Source organism: Sphingobium sp. L-44 (assembly GCF_056859495.1).
The window spans coordinates 90,599-107,222 of sequence record NZ_JBSXOQ010000089.1; the positions used below are offsets into that span (position 1 = coordinate 90,599).

Here is a 16,624-nt window from a genome sequence, read left to right on the forward strand (position 1 = left end):
CCGGCCATTGCCGCGCCTCGCAAAATTGCCCAGAAGCGGATCGGGAGAAGGACGGAAAGGACGATATGGCTACCGCTCGCAGACTTGGCGCCGAAGGATCGCAGAACCGCGCCCGCTTCATCGACGCGGCCGAAACGATCCTGACCAAGGTCGGCGAACATGGCATTTCCGCGCGACAGGTGGCGCAGCAGGCGGGCTTGAAGACCCAGCTTCTCTATTATTATTTCCGCACCATGGACGATCTGCTCCGCGCCGTGGTGCAGCGGATCAACGAGCGGCGCATGACCCGCTTCGCCGAGGCCCTCGCCGCGCCTAGCCCCCTGCGCGCCATGTGGGACATGATGCGCGATCCCTCGACCGCTGCCCTCGCCGCAGAACTCAGCGCCATCGCCCATCATCGCGAGGCCGTGCGGGCCGAGATCGTCACCGCCGCCCAGGCGTTCCGCGCGCATCAGGCGCAGGCCGTCGCGGCGCTGCTCCCGTCCGATCAGGCAGGTCAGGCCGGCGGCCTGGTAATGATCGCCGCCTCGCTCGCCCGCATGCTGGTCAGCGAGAACGCGCTCGGCCTGACCGAGGGCCATGACCAGGCCCTGGCCATGATCGAGGCGATGCTGGACCAGCTCGAAGCCAAATGATCGCCCCGGCGCTATTGCCGATCCTGCCATCGCATCACCCCGCCCACCCCTGCTAATGAACTGTTCAGCATCGCGGTCCGGCACAGGACAGCGGGGCAAGGAGAGGTCATGACAGCACTGGAAAACAAGGTCGCGCTGGTCACCGGTGCATCCTCGGGCATTGGCGAGGCGGCGGCACTCGCGCTGGCGCTTGAGGGTGTCAATATCGCTGTCAACGGACGGCGCCGCGACCGGCTCGACGCGCTGGTCGCCCGGATCGAAGCGGCAGGCGGCACGGCGCTCGCCCTGCCCGGCGACGTCTCGGTCGAGGCGGATGCGGCAGCCGCCGTCGCCGATACGGTGGCCCGGTTCGGCCGGCTCGACATCCTCGTCAACTCCGCCGGCGTCAACGAGGCGGGCGGCATCGAAAGCCTGACCAGCGCCCAGTGGCAGCGGGTGATCGACATCAACCTGATGGGCACCATCCATGCCTGCCGCGCCGCCTTCCCGGTGATGAAGGCGCAGGGCAGCGGCGACATCGTCAATATCTCCTCGACCGCCGGCCGCCGATCGGGCTGGCGCTTCGCTGCCTATTCGACCAGCAAGTTCGGCCTGACCGGCTTTACCGAAAGCCTGCGACAGGAGGGCGGCCAGGCCGGCATCCGCGTGTCGATCATCGAACCGGGCGCCACCGCGACCGAGATCGCCAGCTCCATTTCCGACCCGCAATGGCGCGACATGATCCAGCAGCACACCCACAAGGACGGGGCGATGGCGCCGGACGATATCGTGGCCGGCATCCTGCTCGCGGTCAGCCTGCCGCGCCGCGCCAATGTCAGCCGCATCCTGATCCAGCCGACCGTCGACACGGAGCCGATGCCATGAGGCTGGCGGGCAAGAGCGCGGTCATCACCGGCGCGGGATCGGGCATGGGCAAGGCGATGGCGCAGCGCTTCGCGCAGGAAGGCGCGCGGGTGCTGTGCGCCGACATCAGCGGCGCGCAGGATGAGGTCGCCGCCGCCATCGGCAATGGCGCGATCGGCCTGCATGTCGACGTGGCCGAGGAAGCGGATGTGCGGGCAATGATCGCCGCCGCCGGCGACACCTTTGGCCGGGTCGACATCCTCGTCAACAATGCCGGTTTCGGCGGCGGCATCATGCCGCTGCACGAACAGAGCAGCGACAATTGGGACCGGGTCCATGCCGTCAATCTGAAGGGCGTTTTCCTGGGCATGAAATATGGTGTGATCGCCATGCTGGAAAGCGGCGGCGGCGCGATCGTCAATATCGGATCGGCCACCGGCATGGTCGGATGGAAGGGGCATGGCGTCTATGCCGCCGCCAAGGGCGGGGTCAGCCAGATGACCAAATGCGCCGCGCTCGATTATGCCGCGCACAATATCCGCGTGAACGCCGTGCTGCCCGGATCGATCTGGACCGGGCTGGTGCCGATGGCCAAGGACCATCCCGAGCCGCCGCCCGGTATCTTCCGCGTGCCCGGCATCCCGATGGACCGGTGGGGCCTCGCCAGCGAGATCGCCAATGCGGCGCTATTCCTAGCCAGTGACGAGGCGTCCTACATCACCGGCACCTTGCTGCCGGTCGATGGCGGCTATTGCATCGGCTTTTCCGGCATGGCCGCCGAACAAGGTTGAGATCGAAGGAGCAGGATCATGAACGTCATTCACAAGAGCCGCGTCACCTTCCGCCCGGTCAAGCCGCTGATCGGCGCGGTGGTCGAGGCCGATCGGGCGGCGCTGTTCGATCCCGAAGTGGTCGCCCAGTGCCGCGACATGCTGGAGGAACGGACCGTGCTGGTCATGCCGCAGGTTCATTTCACCAATGAGGAGCAACTGGCCTTCACCGACCTGCTCGGCGGGCGGCTCAACCTCACCAGCGAGGCGACGACCAACAAGGACGAGGACGTCTATCAGGTGACGCTCGATCGCAAGATCAACCGCGCGCCCGAATATGTGCTGGGCACCTTCTTCTGGCACATGGACGGCATGCCGATGGAAATGCCGCCGCCGCTCGCGACGCTGCTGTCGGCCCGGCGCCTGGCGCCCAAGGGCGGCCAGACAGAATTCGCCAACACCTTCGCCGCCTATGAGCAGATGCCCGAAGCGCAGCGTGCCGAGATCGAGGATCTGCGCATCATCCATAGTGTCGCCGCCAGTCTGCGCTCGATCGCCGACGCCATTCCCGAGGCGGAAAAGGGCAAGCTGGCGATCGGCGTCGAGAAGGAACGACCGCTGGTCCAGACCCACAAGAATGGCCGCAAGAGCCTGATCGTTGGGTCGACCGCCGACCGGATCGTCGGCATGGAGCTGGCCTATGGCCGCGCCTATATCGCACGGCTCAACGAATGGGCGACCCAGCCCGATTTCGTCTATCAGCATCAGTGGCAGGCGGGCGACTTCGTGATCTGGAGCAACACCGGCGCGCTGCACCGGGTGGTTCCCTATGCTCGTGATTCCGGGCGGATGATGCACCGCACCTCGATTGCGGGCTGAAGGATCAGGCGGGCGCGTGCAACCGCGCCCGCAACCGCGTCGGCGACGCGCCGAACCAGTGGTTGCAGCTTCGCGTCATCACCGACTGTTCGGAAAATCCCAATTTCTCCGACACATGGGCGAAGTCGATGTCGGTCTGCTCCAGATAGTAGCGCAATATGTCGCGCCGCACCTCATCCTTGATCTTCTGGAAGCTCGTGCCCTCCGTCGCCAGCCGGCGGTGCAGGGCGCGCGGGTGCAGCCCCAGTTCGGCCGCGACCCGGTCATTCGAGCAATGGGCGGTCCACAGCCATTGCATGACGATGCCGCGCACCTGCGCATGCAGCGGCGGATGGCGATGGGGAAATTCGCGCTCGATATAAGCGGTGACGGCGGTAAAGACCGCAGCATCCCGGTCGATCACCGGGCTTGCCATGTCGCGCTCGGAAAAGCTGATCCCGTCCTCATTCTGGCCGAAATGCACCGGGCATCCGAAATAGCGTCGATAGATGCGCGCCGGCGAGATCGGCTGGTGGCGGAAATGCACCCGCCGCGCCCGTGCCCGCCCACCGGTCAGTTCCATCGCGAAAAGATGGCCGACCAGCAGAATATGCTCCATCGCCTGCGCCCGGTTGGGCACGCCGTCGAGTAATATGTCATGCCCGACGAAAACATGGCGGACCGAGGGAAAGCGGCGGAGCCAGACCGATGCCGCCAGGCTGTGCGCATAATTATGGCTGCACACATAATCGATCGCCGCGCCGAAGGTCGGCGCGTTGCGCATCGCGTCGCCCAGTGGCCCGAACAGGTCGACGCCGCGCTGGCGCAGGGCAAGACGCATGCCGAAATCCGGGCAGGCGAGCCGATGCGCCGCATCCTCGATCAGCGCGATGGCCTGGCGATAGCTGGGCGACGCATCGCCGCTGTCCGGCGCCTCCCCGCCCAGTTCCGCCACCAGCTCCGGCAGGAACCGCAGCATATGCGCATTGATCGCCTCGAACGCGTCGCGCTGCTCATCCATCGCCGGACCTCCCATTCGGACAGGCTGGCACCGCCTGTCCGAATAGGTCAAGCGACCGCCGCTCCATTTCGGCGGGGCGATGCCGTCAAAGCCAGTTGAGCTTGCGGAAACGCCGGTAGAGGATGGAACAGATCAGCAGGATCACCGCCAACACGACGAAATAGCCGTAACGGGTCTTGAGCTCGGGCATATGCTCGAAATTCATGCCGTAGATGCCGGCGATTGCGGTCGGCACCGCCAGGATCGCGGCCCAGGCGGCAAGCTGACGGGTGATCGTGCCGGTGCGCTGCTGCTCCAGCAGGTTGCTGAACTCGAAGACGGAATTGAGCACCTCGCGCAGATCGTCGACCATCGTCTGCACCCGCCGCACATGGTCGCGCACATCGCTGAAATAAGGTCGGGTTTCCGGGTCGATGCAGGGCAGGTCGATCTTGACGAACTTGGTCGCGACCTCCTGCATCGGCCCCAATATGCGCTGGAAACGGATAAGCTGGCGCCGCAGGTTGAAGATCCGGGTAATCTCATCGCGACCGAGGAAATTGTCGACCGTGTGCTGCTCCATGGTCAGCACTTCCTCCTCGATCCCCTCGACGATCGGCAGATAGCCGTCGACGATGAAATCGAGGATGGCGTGCAGCACATAATCGACGCCATGGGCCAGTCGGTCCGGCACCGCCTCCAGCGCATGACGCAGCTCGATATGCCCGCGCGCCGAACCATGGCGGACACTGATGATATGGCTGTGGCCGACGAAGATCGCTGTCTCGCCATAGGCGATCGTCTTCTCCTCGACATGGGCGGTGCGGGCGACGACGAACAGTTGCTCGCCATAGATGTCGACCTTGGGCAGCTGGTCCGCCTTGATCGCATCCTCCACCGCCAGCGGGTGGAGATTGTAATTCTGCTGCAGCGTCCGCATTTCCTCGGCCGTCGGGCTGGCGACGCCGATCCAGACGAATTCCGACTTGTCCTCGGCGCAATCGATCCGTTCATTGATCGACACTTCGCGCACGCGCTGGCCGTTGCGATAGAGATAGGCGGCAATGACGGTCATTCGGGCCTCGAAATCATTCTATTCGGCCAGCCTAGCGCGGCCAGCCTTGATCGGGAAGGCGATCAGGCGGCGGGCGATGGCGCCTGCACCACCAGCATCGCGCCCTGCGCGTCGCGCAGGCGGACATAGAGCTTGCCGTCGGTCGGCGCCGGGACCGTCAGGGTCGATCCGGTGAAGCCCTGCGCCACCGGGGCGGGCTGATCGAAAGCGGGATTGCCGGCGACGGCATCGACCAGGAACAGGTCGCGTCCCTTGATGGTGCAGCCCTGATCCTTCTGCTCCTTGCCCGCGCAATCCACCGCCTCGATCCGCGGCAGGCGGGCAAGCGGCATCAGCGGCTGCCAATCCCCCTGTTCGCGGCCCCGCACGATGCGGAATTGCAGCGGACCAAAGGCGGGGCCGAGCGCCGCGGGATCCAGGGTCGCCACCATCACCTGCGGACTTTGCAGTTGCAGGCCGGAACCGGCCGTCAGCCGGACGCTGGCCCCGCCATCCTGCGTCGCCACCTCGATCGCATCGGCCATGGCCAATTTGGTGCCGTCCTGCGCCTGCACGGAAAAGACCAGGCGGCCGTTATTGGGCAGCACGTCCGATCCGCCCAGCGTCACCGGCAGCCCTGTTGTCGCAGCGGGCGTGACGCTCTTGTTGAGCAGGGTCACACGGGGACGCGCGGGGGCAATCGTGACCGGCACGGATACGATGCGCCCATCCTCCAGCTGCACGCGGGCGCTGGCGCCTTCGGCGGGCACAGTCCCATCGCCCGCGGCCGTCAGACGGAGCCGATCGACCGAACCGTCGCGGGTCAGGCCATCGGGTTTCCAGCTACGCCCGCCAAGGTCGACGCTCGCCACCTGATCGAGCCGTTGCCCCGTCATTTCACCCCAGGCATCGCCCTGATGCACGGTCAGCCAGTCCAGCTTGCTCGCCGGGGCATAGGCGCGCAGCGCCATGGAGAATGGCTTGGCGACGCCCTGATATTTGACATCGACAGTGACAGATCCGGCGCGCCGATCAGCAAGCGGCAGGGTCAGGTCCAGCGCATCGCGGCCCTGCACCTTCCAGCCGATCGCCTGGGGCGCTGCATTGCCCTGGCGCAGGGTGACACTTTCGACGCAAGAAGGCGCACCGCCCGTCAGCGTCAGGCCATTGTCGCGGCCGACGACCAGTGTCGGCGCCTCGCCCTTCACCTGCCAGGCCGCATCATCGGGCCGCTGCAGGATGTAATCGGGCCCTTCGAACCGGTCGAAGCCCCATTGACCATAGACATGAGCCTCGATCGATCCCCTGAAGTCGGCCGGCCAGGGACCATCAGCGCGGATAACATAGCCGCCCCGATCGGCCCGCGCTTCCAGCGGATATTCGATCGTCTGGCCCGACGCCGCCTTCAACTGCACCGTCATGCCGCGCGCATAGCTGGTCGAATAGATGAGCGGCGCCCCCTCGACCGGCAGCACCGTGCCGGGCAATGCCGCGCAGATCGGTGCCTGCGCACCGCTGCGCAGGCGCGGCGGGCTGTCCGCCTCGATCGAGGGCATGCCGACCACCATCACCGATTTGGGCTTGGCGAAGGACGGCGCCTTGTTCAGCATCAGCCCGATATTGTCGTCGCGGCGCAGGCTGACGGTCGGCAGATATTCGAAGCTCGGACTGCTGAAGGCCCCGAACATCCGGGCCAGATCGCGCACCACGCCGATATAGGGGCTGTAATAGCCATAGCCCGCCTCACGCGTGGAGGCGAGTTGCAGGGCCAGGTCGGTCGGCGTGCCGCTCAGCGTCTCGGCAATCGAACTGCTGTGAACATCGGCGAGGACCAGCTGATCCTTATTCTCCAGCAGGCAGGCCGCCTGAAGCTCGATCACCTTGGACAGGCAATCCTCATTGAGCTTCATCGACAGGCTGCGGGCCAGCGCCGGCGCGACGCTGCGCAGGAATTCGGGATGGCTGTTTTCCTGTGTCCGGATCGCCGTCATGAAGGCATCCAGTCGCGAGCGATCCAGCGACGCCTGGTTGAGTTCCTGCGTAGCCCGCACGAACTCGCCGGGTTTTCCCCGCACCGCATCGCTGACCGTGCCCTCCCCACCGCCGGTCTCGGGCACCAGGAACAGCACCATCTGACGCGCGCCGTCCGGTACTGTCAAGGCGAGGCGGCGATCCTTGTCCTTCTTCTTCCATGTCTCCGCGCTGTCGATCCAGTCCTTGGGCGGCGGATTGGTCGCGCCCCGCAGAAAGGCCGACATCAGCACGAAATTGGCGCCCTGTTCCTTGGGCAAGTTCGGCTCGATCAGCAGCTTGTCGCCGGCCCGCAGGCTCGGCACTTGGCTGATCGGCAAGCTGGTCGTGCCGCGGGTCACGCTGACCTTTAGGTCCGGCCCGGTCAGCTCGAACGGCGCAGGCTCGGCCGCAAGGCCCGGCGTCAGCAATGCAGCCCCCAATGCCGTTCCGATCAACAGGCCGATCGGCTGGCGCAGGCGCGCGATCTGGATCGGGGCGGAAGGCTGGGGCATGTCTCTCTATCCGGCTATCTATGTTTTTCGGCGACCATTGCGCCTGTCCCACAGGAATTCGGCGATTCCAAGGCGGCAGCAAATGCGGGCCATGCCACCCCCTCGCTGAACCTGCGACAACGGGCTAAGAGGGGAAAATCGCACGCAATCAGGCAGGGCCATGCAGACCGGAACGCTTAAGCTCAAGATCCAGATCCTTTGCGGGGACGAGATCGCCATGGGACCGGGCAAGGCCGATCTGCTCGATGCGATCGCGCTGCACGGCTCGATATCGGCGGCCGGGCGGGCGCTGGGCATGAGCTATCGGCGCAGCTGGCTGCTGGTCGACACGATGAACCGCTGCTGGAACGACCGGCTGGTCGAGACGGTCGCTGGCGGCGGCCGTGACCGCGGCGCGCGGGTGACGGAGGCAGGGCAGGCCGTGCTCGCCGCCTATCGTGCGCTGGAGCAGGCAGCGCTCACCGCGACCGGCGGACAGGCGCCGGGCCAGCTTGACGCCCTGCTGCGGTCGATCCCCCTGCCCGTCCCTCTTTCATAATTTCTTGCCGCAGGCTTCGTCCGGCATGGCGAAGCGTGGATCGGTGAGGAGCGCCTGATCGGTCAGGCTGTCGAGGAAAGCCGTGATCGCTATCCGTTCGGCGTCGGTCAGTTGCTGGCCATGGCGCAGGATCGCCGCATCCAGCGTTTGCGCGGACCCATCATGCCACCAGGGGCCGGTCACCGCGACATTGCGGAGCGGGGGCGTGCGAAAACGCCCGGCATCACTGGTCAGCCCCGTCTTTTCGGCCAGCCCCGGATCGGTGGCCGTCGCCGGTTCCAGCCGATGATAGGCGCCGTCACTGAAATCCCGCCCCGCATGGCATGACGCGCAGCCCTTGTCCGCGAACAGATGTGCGCCCTGCCGGGCCGACATCGACAGGGCATCAGCCTGCCCCCGTCGATCGCGATCATAAGGGCTGTCACGCGAAATCAGCGTGCGTTCGAACGCCGCCAGCGCCGCCGACACCGTCGCGATGTCTATCCGGCCGCGACGGTCCGGGAAAGCGCGCGCGAACATCCGGCGATAGCAGGCATCGGCGCCCAGCCGACGCGGGAGTTCCGCCTCCAGCCCCTTCATCCCCATTTCGACGGGATGCTCGCCAAGTAGCGGCACGGCGACCTGCGCCTCCAGGCTGGTGATCGCCGGATCGGCCATGGTGAGGCGCGGCAACCAGGCGACATTGGCCAGGCCCGGCACATTGCGCAGCCCCGGATCGCCATGGACGCCAGGCCGCGTGCGATTGCCGTCGGCAAAGCCGCGATGCTGTTCATGGCACCCGGCACAGCTCAACGTGCCATTGGCCGACAGGTCGGCGTCATAGAAAAGACGGCGGCCAAGCTCGACCTTCGCCGCACTCATTGCGTTACCGACCGGGCTTGGGGGCGGTGCTTCGCCCAAGGGCAAGTTCCAATGCCATGGCCGCCCTGCCCCGATCAGCAGCAGCGTCGCGAGCAATAGCAACCAGCGCGCCGGCTTCACGGCAGGCGGGTCACCAGCACCGTCATCTGCGGATCGCCATTGGCCGCGAGTTGCAGGATATAGTCGCCTGGTTCCAGGCTGTAATCGACCATCTTGCGGATGCCGGTGCAATCGGGGCCATGGCCATGCGCGGTCGAGGTCGCGGCGGTGCCGTCCTTCACCACATCGACCCAGGCGCCACTGCTCAGCGCCACTCGCCAGGTGCCGGGCTGATCGACGGTGAAATGGACGATGCCACCGAAGCTGACACTGCCGCCCGGCTTGGCCGGGCGAAGCGGATAGCTGATCCTGGACGTCGGCAGCAGGGTCAGCGCCACGGCCTGCCCGGCTTTCAGCTTGACCTTGCTGGCTCCCTTGGCATCCGCCGCCGCCTGCATCGGCTGCGGCGCGCGCCACGATGCCATCTCCGCCGGCGGATCGGCCGGGGCAGCGCAGGCCGGCATGCCCGACATTTGCGCGAAGGCCGATGCCGGCACCAAAGCCGCGCACAGGGCCGGAAACAGCAGGAACAGGGGCTGACGCACGGGCTTCCCTCCCGAAGGCAAAACTATATACCGCGGGATATAGCGAGTCGAACGACCAAGAATAGGGGGATTTTCATGCGACAGACCATGATGCGCATTTTGCTGGCCAGCGCCTGCTGCTGGACCGCGACGGCAGCGGCGCAGGGCGCGCCCGACGCGACCGGCGACAGCGATCGCTTCTCGCTCGGCCAGATCATCGTCACCGCCCCCCGCACCAGCGGGATCGAGATTGACGGCAGCACCCTGTCCTCCGACGCCATCTACAGCTTCAACCGCACCTCGCTCGACGATGCGGTCAACCTCATGCCCGGCGTGTCCGCCGGGAACAGCGGCGGCACCCGCAACGAGCGACTGGTTTTCGTGCGTGGCTTCGACCGGTTCCAGGTGCCACTCTCGATCGATGGCATCCGTGTCTATCTGCCCGCCGACAACCGGCTCGATTATGGCCGCTTCCTGACCACCGACATTGCCGAGGTCCAGGTGGCCAAGGGCTATGCCTCCGTGCTGGACGGACCCGGCGCCATGGGCGGCGCGATCAACCTGGTGACCAGCAAGCCGACCAAGGCGCTCGACATCGACCTGCGCGGGCAGGTCAGCTTCGACAATGACATGGACTATGCCGGCTATACCACATCGGCCAAGGTCGGCACCCGGCACGACCTCTGGTATGCACAGGCCAGCTATGCCCGCAGCTTTACCGATCATTGGGATCTGCCCAATGGTTTCACGCCGCGCGTGCCCACGCTGGAAGATGGCGGCGCGCGGGACTTTTCGCGGGCGGAGGACTGGCGGGTCAATGCTAAGGTCGGCTTCACTCCCAATGCCACCGACGAATATGCGCTGAGCTATACCCATCAGGAAGGATCGAAGGGCGCGCCGCTGCATATCAGCGACACGGTCACCACGGCCCGTTTCTGGGACTGGCCGTCCTGGGACATCACCAGCGTCTATTTCCTGTCGACCACGGCGCTGGGCGACCGCGCGACGCTCAAGACCCGCGCCTATTATAACCAGTTCGATTCGATGCTCCGTTCCTTCAACGACCGGACGCAGACCACGCAGAGTCGCCCCTACGCCTTTGACAGCCCCTATGAGGACAAGGCGTGGGGCGGATCGGCCCAGCTCGATTTCACCGCGACCGATGCGGACACACTCCGCCTCGCCTTCCATTATCGCCATGATGAGCATGTCGAGTTCCAGACCAGCTTTTCGACGGCCGGCGTCGCCACCACGGAGCCGAAACAGACCCAGAGCGAGGCCACCTATTCCATCGCGCTGGAAAATGAGCTGGCGCTGAGCCCCACGCTCCGTTTCACCCTGGGTGGCAGCTATGACTGGCGCAACCTGGAACGGGCCGAGGAATATGGCGCCCCGCTCGGCACGTCGGGCACGCCATCGGTCATCTACAATTATCCGCGCAGGGACGCCGACACCTGGAATGCGCAAGGCCGGTTCGACTGGCAGGCCAGCGATGCGCTGTCGCTCCACGCCAGCCTGTCATCGCGTGCCCGCTTCCCGACCATCTTTGAACGGTTCAGCCAGCGCTTCAACACCGCCATTCCCAACCCCGACCTGAAGGCGGAACGGGCGACCAATGCGGAAATCGGCGGAAGCTGGAGCCAGGGATCCATCCGCCTGGAAGGCGCGCTCTTCTACAGTTGGGTGCGGGACGCGATCTTCAGCGTACCGACGCCGGCCTATCCCTGCACCGCATCGACCACACCGCCCGCCGTGCCGACCACGGGCTGCGCCCTCACCAACCTCAGCCAGAGCCGCAATGTCGGCAAGGGTGAATATTATGGCATCGAACTGTCGGCGTCGGCGACCCTGCTGCCGGGGCTGGACGCGGGCATCAACTATACCGGCATCAAGCGCGACCTGACCGACCCGTCAAACGCGCGCTTCCGTCCCACCGGCGTTCCCACGCACAAGGGCTTTGCCTATCTCGACTGGGCGCCGGTCGAACGGCTGCACATCGTCCCCAGCGTCGATCTGGCGTCGAACCGCTGGACATTGTTCACCGCAACCCCGGCCTCACAGCCCGCCCGCTATTACCGCACCGGCGCCTATGTGAATGCCAGCCTGCGCGTTGATCTGGCGCTGACCGACCAGATCGACCTCAGCATTGGTGGGCGCAATCTGTTCGATGACTATTACACGCTGACGGATGGTTTTCCCGAACCGGGACGCACCGTCTATGCATCGGCGCGTTTCCGCTATTGAACCGAACGTGGCCGGGTGGGGATAATGGTTTATCTTTGCCCGGCCGCAGGTTATCGTGATCTGCGGTCGCTATTCTCGCATCGCATCGGGAATGATGATGGTCGATCTGTTTCCGCCACCACAGGATCGCAACGCCGGACATGACAGCGCCCGGTCGGCGCCACGGCATGATCCCGTCCCGCAGCATGGCGAGGATGCGGATCGCCCCGAAATCTGGCCTTTCCCCCACCATCTGGCCGAATCCGGCGTGCAGTTCCTGTCACGCTGGGCCGGCCCCGTGGCCCTCGTCGGCGCGCTGTTTCTGATCGGCTGGTGGCTGTTTCGCTGAGCGATTTGATTCGACGTCGTTTCCATCAGGCCGGCAAGGCCTCTCACCGCGCCTGATCGATTTTCCCTGCGACAGAACGAAGGGGCGGCAGGATGAAAAATGCGCGCTCAACGGATCGTCGGAAATGTGCGTCCGAATATCCCTCCCCCAATTGTAACAACCGAGCAACTATGTCCTGCTGCTACGCAACATAAATCAAAGGCAGCGGATGTCCTGGGGAAAGATCGCCACCGTCTGACGACGGGCGGGCGGACCATGACGTCACGACGCATTTAAAGGGTTGCCGATGTCCAAAATAGATCTGGCGATTGCAGGAACCCCCAGTCGCCAGCCCGCCACCGCCGCTTTCCAGCGGAACGCGCGCCTGTGGCTGAGCCTGGTTTTGCTGCTTGCAGACATGATGGCCCTGGCCGCAGGGTTCGTCATCGGCCTGCGCGTGGCGGGTATTCCGATCCTGTCGATGGAGGTCTGGCAACCACTTGCCGGCGGGATATTGGTCTACGGCACCATCGCCTTTCACAACCAGGCCTATAACCCGCGTTGCCTGACCAGCATGACGGCTTCATGCCGCAGTGCAGTAATGGCCTTCGCCGGAACCCTGCTGATCTTCCTGCTGGTCGTCTTCTCACTGAAGGTCACGGACAATTTCTCGCGCCTGGGCATCAGCACCGGCCTGTTCTTCAGCGGCGCGCTGATCGTGATGCAGCGGGTGCTGGTCGTCCGCGCCGTTCGTCGCCATTTCGCCGAAGGACTGTTCGCCCAGTTGCTGATCATCGACGACGGCCTGATCCCCGACGATGTCAACGGCATGACGATCGTGGACGCACCGACGCTCGGTCTGCGCGCCGATCTCGACGATCCCTATATGCTGCATCGCCTTGGCATGCTGCTGCGCGATTTCGATCGGGTGGTCATTTCCTGCCCGCTGGAGCGCAAGGCCGACTGGGCGCAGATGCTCAAGGGTGGCAATATTCTGGGCGAGATCATCGTGCCGGAACTCGACCCGATGGCGCCGCTCGCGGTGCAGAGCCATCGCGGCGTGTCGACGCTGGTGGTCGCCCGCGGTCCGCTCAACCTTGCCAATCGCGCCAAGAAGCGGCTGCTCGACATCATCCTGACCGTGCCGGTGCTGATCGCGCTGGCGCCGCTGATGATCGCGGTGGCCGTCGCCATCCGGCTGGACTCGCCGGGCCCGGTCTTCTTCCGCCAGGAACGGATCGGCCGCGGCAACCGCCTGTTCCACATCCTCAAGTTCCGCAGCATGCGGGTGGAACAGTGCGACACCGCCGGCGCCACCTCGACCCAGCGCGACGATAACCGCATCACCCGCGTCGGCCGCTTCATCCGCAGCACCAGCATCGACGAGCTGCCCCAGCTGCTCAACGTGCTGCTTGGCGAGATGAGCCTGGTCGGCCCGCGCCCCCATGCGCTGGGCTCGACCGCCGAAGACCAGCTGTTCTGGCAGGTCGACCGTCAATATTGGCATCGCCATGCGCTCAAGCCCGGCATCACCGGCCTGGCCCAGATCCGCGGCTTCCGCGGCGCGACCGAAACCCGGCGCGACATTCTGAACCGGGTCGAGGCGGATCTGGAATATCTGCACGGCTGGAGCCTGATGCGCGACATCGGCATCCTGGTCGGCACGGCCCGCGTGTTGGTTCACCGCAACGCCTATTGATCCCGCCTGCTGGTGAAGCCCCAATGTTTACAGGGGCTTTGACCAGGATTGAGGATTTTCCGCATCAGAAGCCGGCTTTTGCGATGAGCTGAGCCGGCTTTCATGCCGATGTAAACTATTTGTGAACCCTAAAATCCTATATTAACGACCGTTCATAAAGTTCCCAGGATGACGGTCGTGGCTGATGAATTGGCGGCAGTTGCCGCAACGAAAACCTCCTTTTCCGATGCGGGCATCGCCGTCCGCGATCTCCCCGATAACGGCCATGCGCTGTCGATCGCCGACCGCGCCGAAGGACCGATTCAGTTTGTTTCGCGCTGGGCGGGCATCCTCGCCTTCTGCGCGGCAATCGGCGCGATCGCTTATCTGATCTTCTGATCGGGGCCAGTTTCCTTGCCCTCAGATTAACAGCCGGGATCGGCTGTTAACGGCTCCTTTCGTCGATGAAACGAGCCGTTGTTTTGGCGCGACAAGTCGCGTCCGGACCCGTGTGCATTACGTAAAAATACGATTAGCATGCCCCTTGTTGCTGCAATGCAATAAGGATTCATGCGTTTGGATAATGCCCATAACCCGTGTTTGCGGGCGCGCGCCTGTGCGCCCGCAGCAAATGATTTTGCATGGCCGCATGCGGCCGCCATGGCCGCTCTTGGCGGCGCAATGCTGTTCGCCGGCCTGCCCTCCACGGCGCAGGCCCAGGATGATGACAAGCGCATAGATACGCTCGGCCTGCACCTGACGGCCGGGCTCGATCTTCTCTATGATGACAATGTCTATCGCGTCGACGACCGGGTCGAAGACCCCACCGGCGACCTGATCGTTACACCCTCGATCGAGGCGACCTATGCCCATCCGATCGGGCGGCACGACATCCAGATCCGGGCCAAGGCCGGCTATGACCAGTTCGTGTCGGAGACCCAGCGCAGCAAGCTGCGACTCGATGCGGAGGCCAGGGCGACGATTCGATTCGGAGCGACCTGCGGCATCACGCCACACGCCAGCTATCGTCAGCAGCGGGCCGATTATGGCGACATCAACGCCGCAACCGAAAATCTCCAGCGCTTCTCGACGCTGGGGGCCGACCTGTCGTGCGAACGGCCGGGCTTCTTTCCCGTCGCCGGCTACCAGCATGACACGACCCGCAACGCCGATGATTTCGACTATGCCGACCAGGACAGCGACAGCTTCAAGGTCGGCCTGGGCTATAACAAGCCCAGTTTCGGCACGCTCACCACTTATTATGAGCGGACGGTCAGCGACCGGCGCACGCTGGGCATCAAGAACCGCATCAACGCCTATGGCCTGCGCTTCCAGCGGTCGGTAACGCCGATCACCCAGATCGATGCTGACCTGCAATGGCTGGATGTCAGCAGCGATTCCGCCGCCGTCGGCAACTATAATGGCATGGGCTGGGATGTGCGGCTGTCGACCAGCATCATCCCGCGCGTCAAGCTGACCGCCTCCACCGCCCGCGACATCATGAACGACAGCCTGATCGCCAGCGGCTTCGCGATCCGGTCCAGCTATCGGATCGAGGGGGAGTTCGCGATCAGCGAGCTGACCTCGGCCGGCCTCTATGCCGACTGGCAGAGGCGCAAGTTCCGCCAGGATGCGGCGCTGCGCCCCTTCTCGATCGAGGCGGACCGCAATCGCCAGTTCGGCGCGACGCTCAAGCGCAAACTGACCGATCGCTTCGACCTCAGCCTCGACGCCCAGCATTACCGCCGTCGGACCGACACCGATGTCTCCAACTATAGCGGCACGCAGGTGACGCTCTCAGCCCTGCTGCGCTTTTGACCCGAAGGGAGCCTGACCCATGAGAATAGCGACACGCTTCCATATCCTTGCCGCCCTCCCCCTGCTGGCGGTGCCGACCGCATTGTCGGCCCAAACCCAAACGGCACAGGCGCCTGCCGGTGCCGCCGCAGCCGCGGCGGTTGCCGCCACGCCCGCGCGGCCGGCGGCGTCTGCCCCCGCCGGCTATCTGCTCGGTCCGGACGATCAGCTGAAGATCTCGATCTTCGGCCAGCCAGACCTGTCGACCGAAACCCGGATCAAGGCCGATGGCACGGTGCTGCTCGCGCTGGTCGGGCCGGTGGACGCGAAGGGCAAGACCACGTCCCAGCTCGCGTCCGACATCGCGGCGAGCTATGCCGGTGGCGGCTATCTGACCAAACCCTCGGTCAGCGTCGAGGTGAGCGACTATGTCAGCCGCTCGGTCACGGTGCTGGGCAATGTGCCCCAGGCCGGCAATTATCCGCTCGACCGCAACTATACCGTGGCGTCGATGCTGGCCAAGGCCGGCGGCGCGACCACGGCCGGCGCCAATGCCGTCATCCTGACCCCTGCCGATGGCAGCGGCGCGGTGCGCATCTCGCTCACCGACATGAGCGCGGGCGCCGGCCGACCGCTCCAGGCCGGCGACATCCTGTTCGTGCCGCCGGCCGAGAAGGTCTATGTCTATGGCCAGGTCCAGCAGCCCGGCGCCTTCTCCTATGTCGCAGGCCAGACCTTCCGCCAGGCGCTTGCCCTGGCCGGCGGCCCAACCCTCGCCGGTTCGACCCGCAGCATCAAGGTGAAGCGCGGCGGCCAGGAGGTCCAGGCCAAGCTGGATGACCCGGTCAAGCCCGAAGACGTCCTCATCATCCGGGAGAAGCTGTTTTGACC

Annotated in this window: 16 protein-coding genes; 11 read left to right on the forward strand and 5 right to left on the reverse strand. The window is 65.2% G+C overall.

The genetic code is table 11. The annotated features are described in order from the left end of the window. Nucleotides 1–65 precede the first annotated feature (65 nt). From AC13EK_RS12290 to AC13EK_RS12305, 4 genes are all read left to right on the forward strand, one after another. A complete protein-coding gene (locus AC13EK_RS12290; protein WP_069338395.1) occupies nucleotides 66–635 on the forward strand; it encodes a TetR/AcrR family transcriptional regulator in 570 nt (189 codons plus the stop codon). Nucleotides 636–743: 108 nt separating this feature from the next. Beyond that, entirely contained in the window at nucleotides 744–1,499 is a 756-nt protein-coding gene (locus tag AC13EK_RS12295; protein ID WP_069338394.1) for an SDR family oxidoreductase, read from the forward strand. Then, nucleotides 1,496–2,269 carry an SDR family NAD(P)-dependent oxidoreductase gene (locus AC13EK_RS12300; RefSeq protein ID WP_069338393.1) on the forward strand — a complete coding sequence of 258 codons (774 nt, stop codon included), beginning with the start codon at nucleotides 1,496–1,498 and terminating at the stop codon, nucleotides 2,267–2,269. The genes AC13EK_RS12295 and AC13EK_RS12300 overlap by 4 nt, the downstream gene beginning before the upstream one ends. Before the next feature lie 18 nt (nucleotides 2,270–2,287). Further along, entirely contained in the window at nucleotides 2,288–3,127 is an 840-nt protein-coding gene (locus AC13EK_RS12305) for a TauD/TfdA dioxygenase family protein (RefSeq protein WP_069338392.1), read from the forward strand. 4 nt (nucleotides 3,128–3,131) lie between these two features. On the opposite strand, the gene AC13EK_RS12310 is transcribed toward AC13EK_RS12305, so the two are convergent. The 3 genes from AC13EK_RS12310 to AC13EK_RS12320 all read right to left on the reverse strand — a co-directional run bounded on the left by AC13EK_RS12310 (nucleotide 3,132) and on the right by AC13EK_RS12320 (nucleotide 7,685). Beyond that, nucleotides 3,132–4,127: an AraC family transcriptional regulator gene (locus AC13EK_RS12310; RefSeq protein WP_277788314.1), complete on the reverse strand. Its 996-nt coding sequence runs from the start codon at nucleotides 4,125–4,127 to the stop codon at nucleotides 3,132–3,134. Nucleotides 4,128–4,212: 85 nt separating this feature from the next. Next, nucleotides 4,213–5,181, reverse strand: coding sequence for a magnesium and cobalt transport protein CorA (locus AC13EK_RS12315; RefSeq protein ID WP_037521522.1), 969 nt, complete (start codon nucleotides 5,179–5,181; stop codon nucleotides 4,213–4,215). 62 nt (nucleotides 5,182–5,243) lie between these two features. Then, nucleotides 5,244–7,685, reverse strand: coding sequence for a hypothetical protein (locus AC13EK_RS12320; RefSeq protein WP_069338388.1), 2,442 nt, complete (start codon nucleotides 7,683–7,685; stop codon nucleotides 5,244–5,246). Nucleotides 7,686–7,845: 160 nt separating this feature from the next. On the opposite strand from AC13EK_RS12320, the gene AC13EK_RS12325 reads away from it, so the two are divergent. Continuing rightward, nucleotides 7,846–8,223: a winged helix-turn-helix domain-containing protein gene (locus AC13EK_RS12325; RefSeq protein ID WP_069338387.1), complete on the forward strand. Its 378-nt coding sequence runs from the start codon at nucleotides 7,846–7,848 to the stop codon at nucleotides 8,221–8,223. On the opposite strand, the gene AC13EK_RS12330 is transcribed toward AC13EK_RS12325, so the two are convergent. Then, nucleotides 8,218–9,204, reverse strand: coding sequence for a cytochrome-c peroxidase (locus AC13EK_RS12330; protein WP_069338386.1), 987 nt, complete (start codon nucleotides 9,202–9,204; stop codon nucleotides 8,218–8,220). The two genes, AC13EK_RS12325 and AC13EK_RS12330, sit on opposite strands and share 6 nt — an antisense overlap. Beyond that, on the reverse strand, nucleotides 9,201–9,728 hold the full coding sequence (locus AC13EK_RS12335) for a hypothetical protein (protein WP_069338385.1): 528 nt from the start codon (nucleotides 9,726–9,728) through the stop codon (nucleotides 9,201–9,203). The genes AC13EK_RS12330 and AC13EK_RS12335 overlap by 4 nt, the downstream gene beginning before the upstream one ends. A 75-nt stretch (nucleotides 9,729–9,803) precedes the next feature. On the opposite strand from AC13EK_RS12335, the gene AC13EK_RS12340 reads away from it, so the two are divergent. From AC13EK_RS12340 to AC13EK_RS12365, 6 genes are all read left to right on the forward strand, one after another. Beyond that, entirely contained in the window at nucleotides 9,804–11,951 is a 2,148-nt protein-coding gene (locus AC13EK_RS12340) for a TonB-dependent receptor plug domain-containing protein (protein ID WP_069338384.1), read from the forward strand. Nucleotides 11,952–12,042: 91 nt separating this feature from the next. Next, on the forward strand, nucleotides 12,043–12,279 hold the full coding sequence (locus AC13EK_RS12345) for a hypothetical protein (protein WP_234792475.1): 237 nt from the start codon (nucleotides 12,043–12,045) through the stop codon (nucleotides 12,277–12,279). Nucleotides 12,280–12,565: 286 nt separating this feature from the next. Next, nucleotides 12,566–13,957, forward strand: a complete 1,392-nt coding sequence (locus tag AC13EK_RS12350; RefSeq protein WP_004212431.1) for a sugar transferase — start codon at nucleotides 12,566–12,568, stop codon at nucleotides 13,955–13,957. A 168-nt stretch (nucleotides 13,958–14,125) separates the two neighbouring features. Next, nucleotides 14,126–14,335, forward strand: a complete 210-nt coding sequence (locus AC13EK_RS12355; protein ID WP_069338383.1) for a hypothetical protein — start codon at nucleotides 14,126–14,128, stop codon at nucleotides 14,333–14,335. Nucleotides 14,336–14,596: 261 nt separating this feature from the next. After that, nucleotides 14,597–15,754 carry a hypothetical protein gene (locus tag AC13EK_RS12360; RefSeq protein ID WP_139150098.1) on the forward strand — a complete coding sequence of 386 codons (1,158 nt, stop codon included), beginning with the start codon at nucleotides 14,597–14,599 and terminating at the stop codon, nucleotides 15,752–15,754. Between the two features lie 19 nt (nucleotides 15,755–15,773). Beyond that, entirely contained in the window at nucleotides 15,774–16,622 is an 849-nt protein-coding gene (locus AC13EK_RS12365) for a polysaccharide biosynthesis/export family protein (RefSeq protein ID WP_069338382.1), read from the forward strand. Nucleotides 16,623–16,624: the final 2 nt, after the last annotated feature.

What these genes read in the sequence shown, in the direction of transcription:
- AC13EK_RS12290 (WP_069338395.1), top strand. Translation starts at nt 66, where the DNA reads ATGGCTACCGCTCGCAGACTTGGCGCCGAAGGATCGCAGAACCGCGCC.
- AC13EK_RS12295 (WP_069338394.1), top strand. Translation starts at nt 744, where the DNA reads ATGACAGCACTGGAAAACAAGGTCGCGCTGGTCACCGGTGCATCCTCG.
- AC13EK_RS12300 (WP_069338393.1), top strand. Translation starts at nt 1,496, where the DNA reads ATGAGGCTGGCGGGCAAGAGCGCGGTCATCACCGGCGCGGGATCGGGC.
- AC13EK_RS12305 (WP_069338392.1), top strand. Translation starts at nt 2,288, where the DNA reads ATGAACGTCATTCACAAGAGCCGCGTCACCTTCCGCCCGGTCAAGCCG.
- AC13EK_RS12310 (WP_277788314.1), bottom strand. Translation starts at nt 4,127, where the DNA reads ATGGATGAGCAGCGCGACGCGTTCGAGGCGATCAATGCGCATATGCTG.
- AC13EK_RS12315 (WP_037521522.1), bottom strand. Translation starts at nt 5,181, where the DNA reads ATGACCGTCATTGCCGCCTATCTCTATCGCAACGGCCAGCGCGTGCGC.
- AC13EK_RS12320 (WP_069338388.1), bottom strand. Translation starts at nt 7,685, where the DNA reads ATGCCCCAGCCTTCCGCCCCGATCCAGATCGCGCGCCTGCGCCAGCCG.
- AC13EK_RS12325 (WP_069338387.1), top strand. Translation starts at nt 7,846, where the DNA reads ATGCAGACCGGAACGCTTAAGCTCAAGATCCAGATCCTTTGCGGGGAC.
- AC13EK_RS12340 (WP_069338384.1), top strand. Translation starts at nt 9,804, where the DNA reads ATGCGACAGACCATGATGCGCATTTTGCTGGCCAGCGCCTGCTGCTGG.
- AC13EK_RS12345 (WP_234792475.1), top strand. Translation starts at nt 12,043, where the DNA reads ATGATGATGGTCGATCTGTTTCCGCCACCACAGGATCGCAACGCCGGA.
- AC13EK_RS12350 (WP_004212431.1), top strand. Translation starts at nt 12,566, where the DNA reads ATGTCCAAAATAGATCTGGCGATTGCAGGAACCCCCAGTCGCCAGCCC.
- AC13EK_RS12355 (WP_069338383.1), top strand. Translation starts at nt 14,126, where the DNA reads ATGACGGTCGTGGCTGATGAATTGGCGGCAGTTGCCGCAACGAAAACC.
- AC13EK_RS12360 (WP_139150098.1), top strand. Translation starts at nt 14,597, where the DNA reads ATGGCCGCTCTTGGCGGCGCAATGCTGTTCGCCGGCCTGCCCTCCACG.
- AC13EK_RS12365 (WP_069338382.1), top strand. Translation starts at nt 15,774, where the DNA reads ATGAGAATAGCGACACGCTTCCATATCCTTGCCGCCCTCCCCCTGCTG.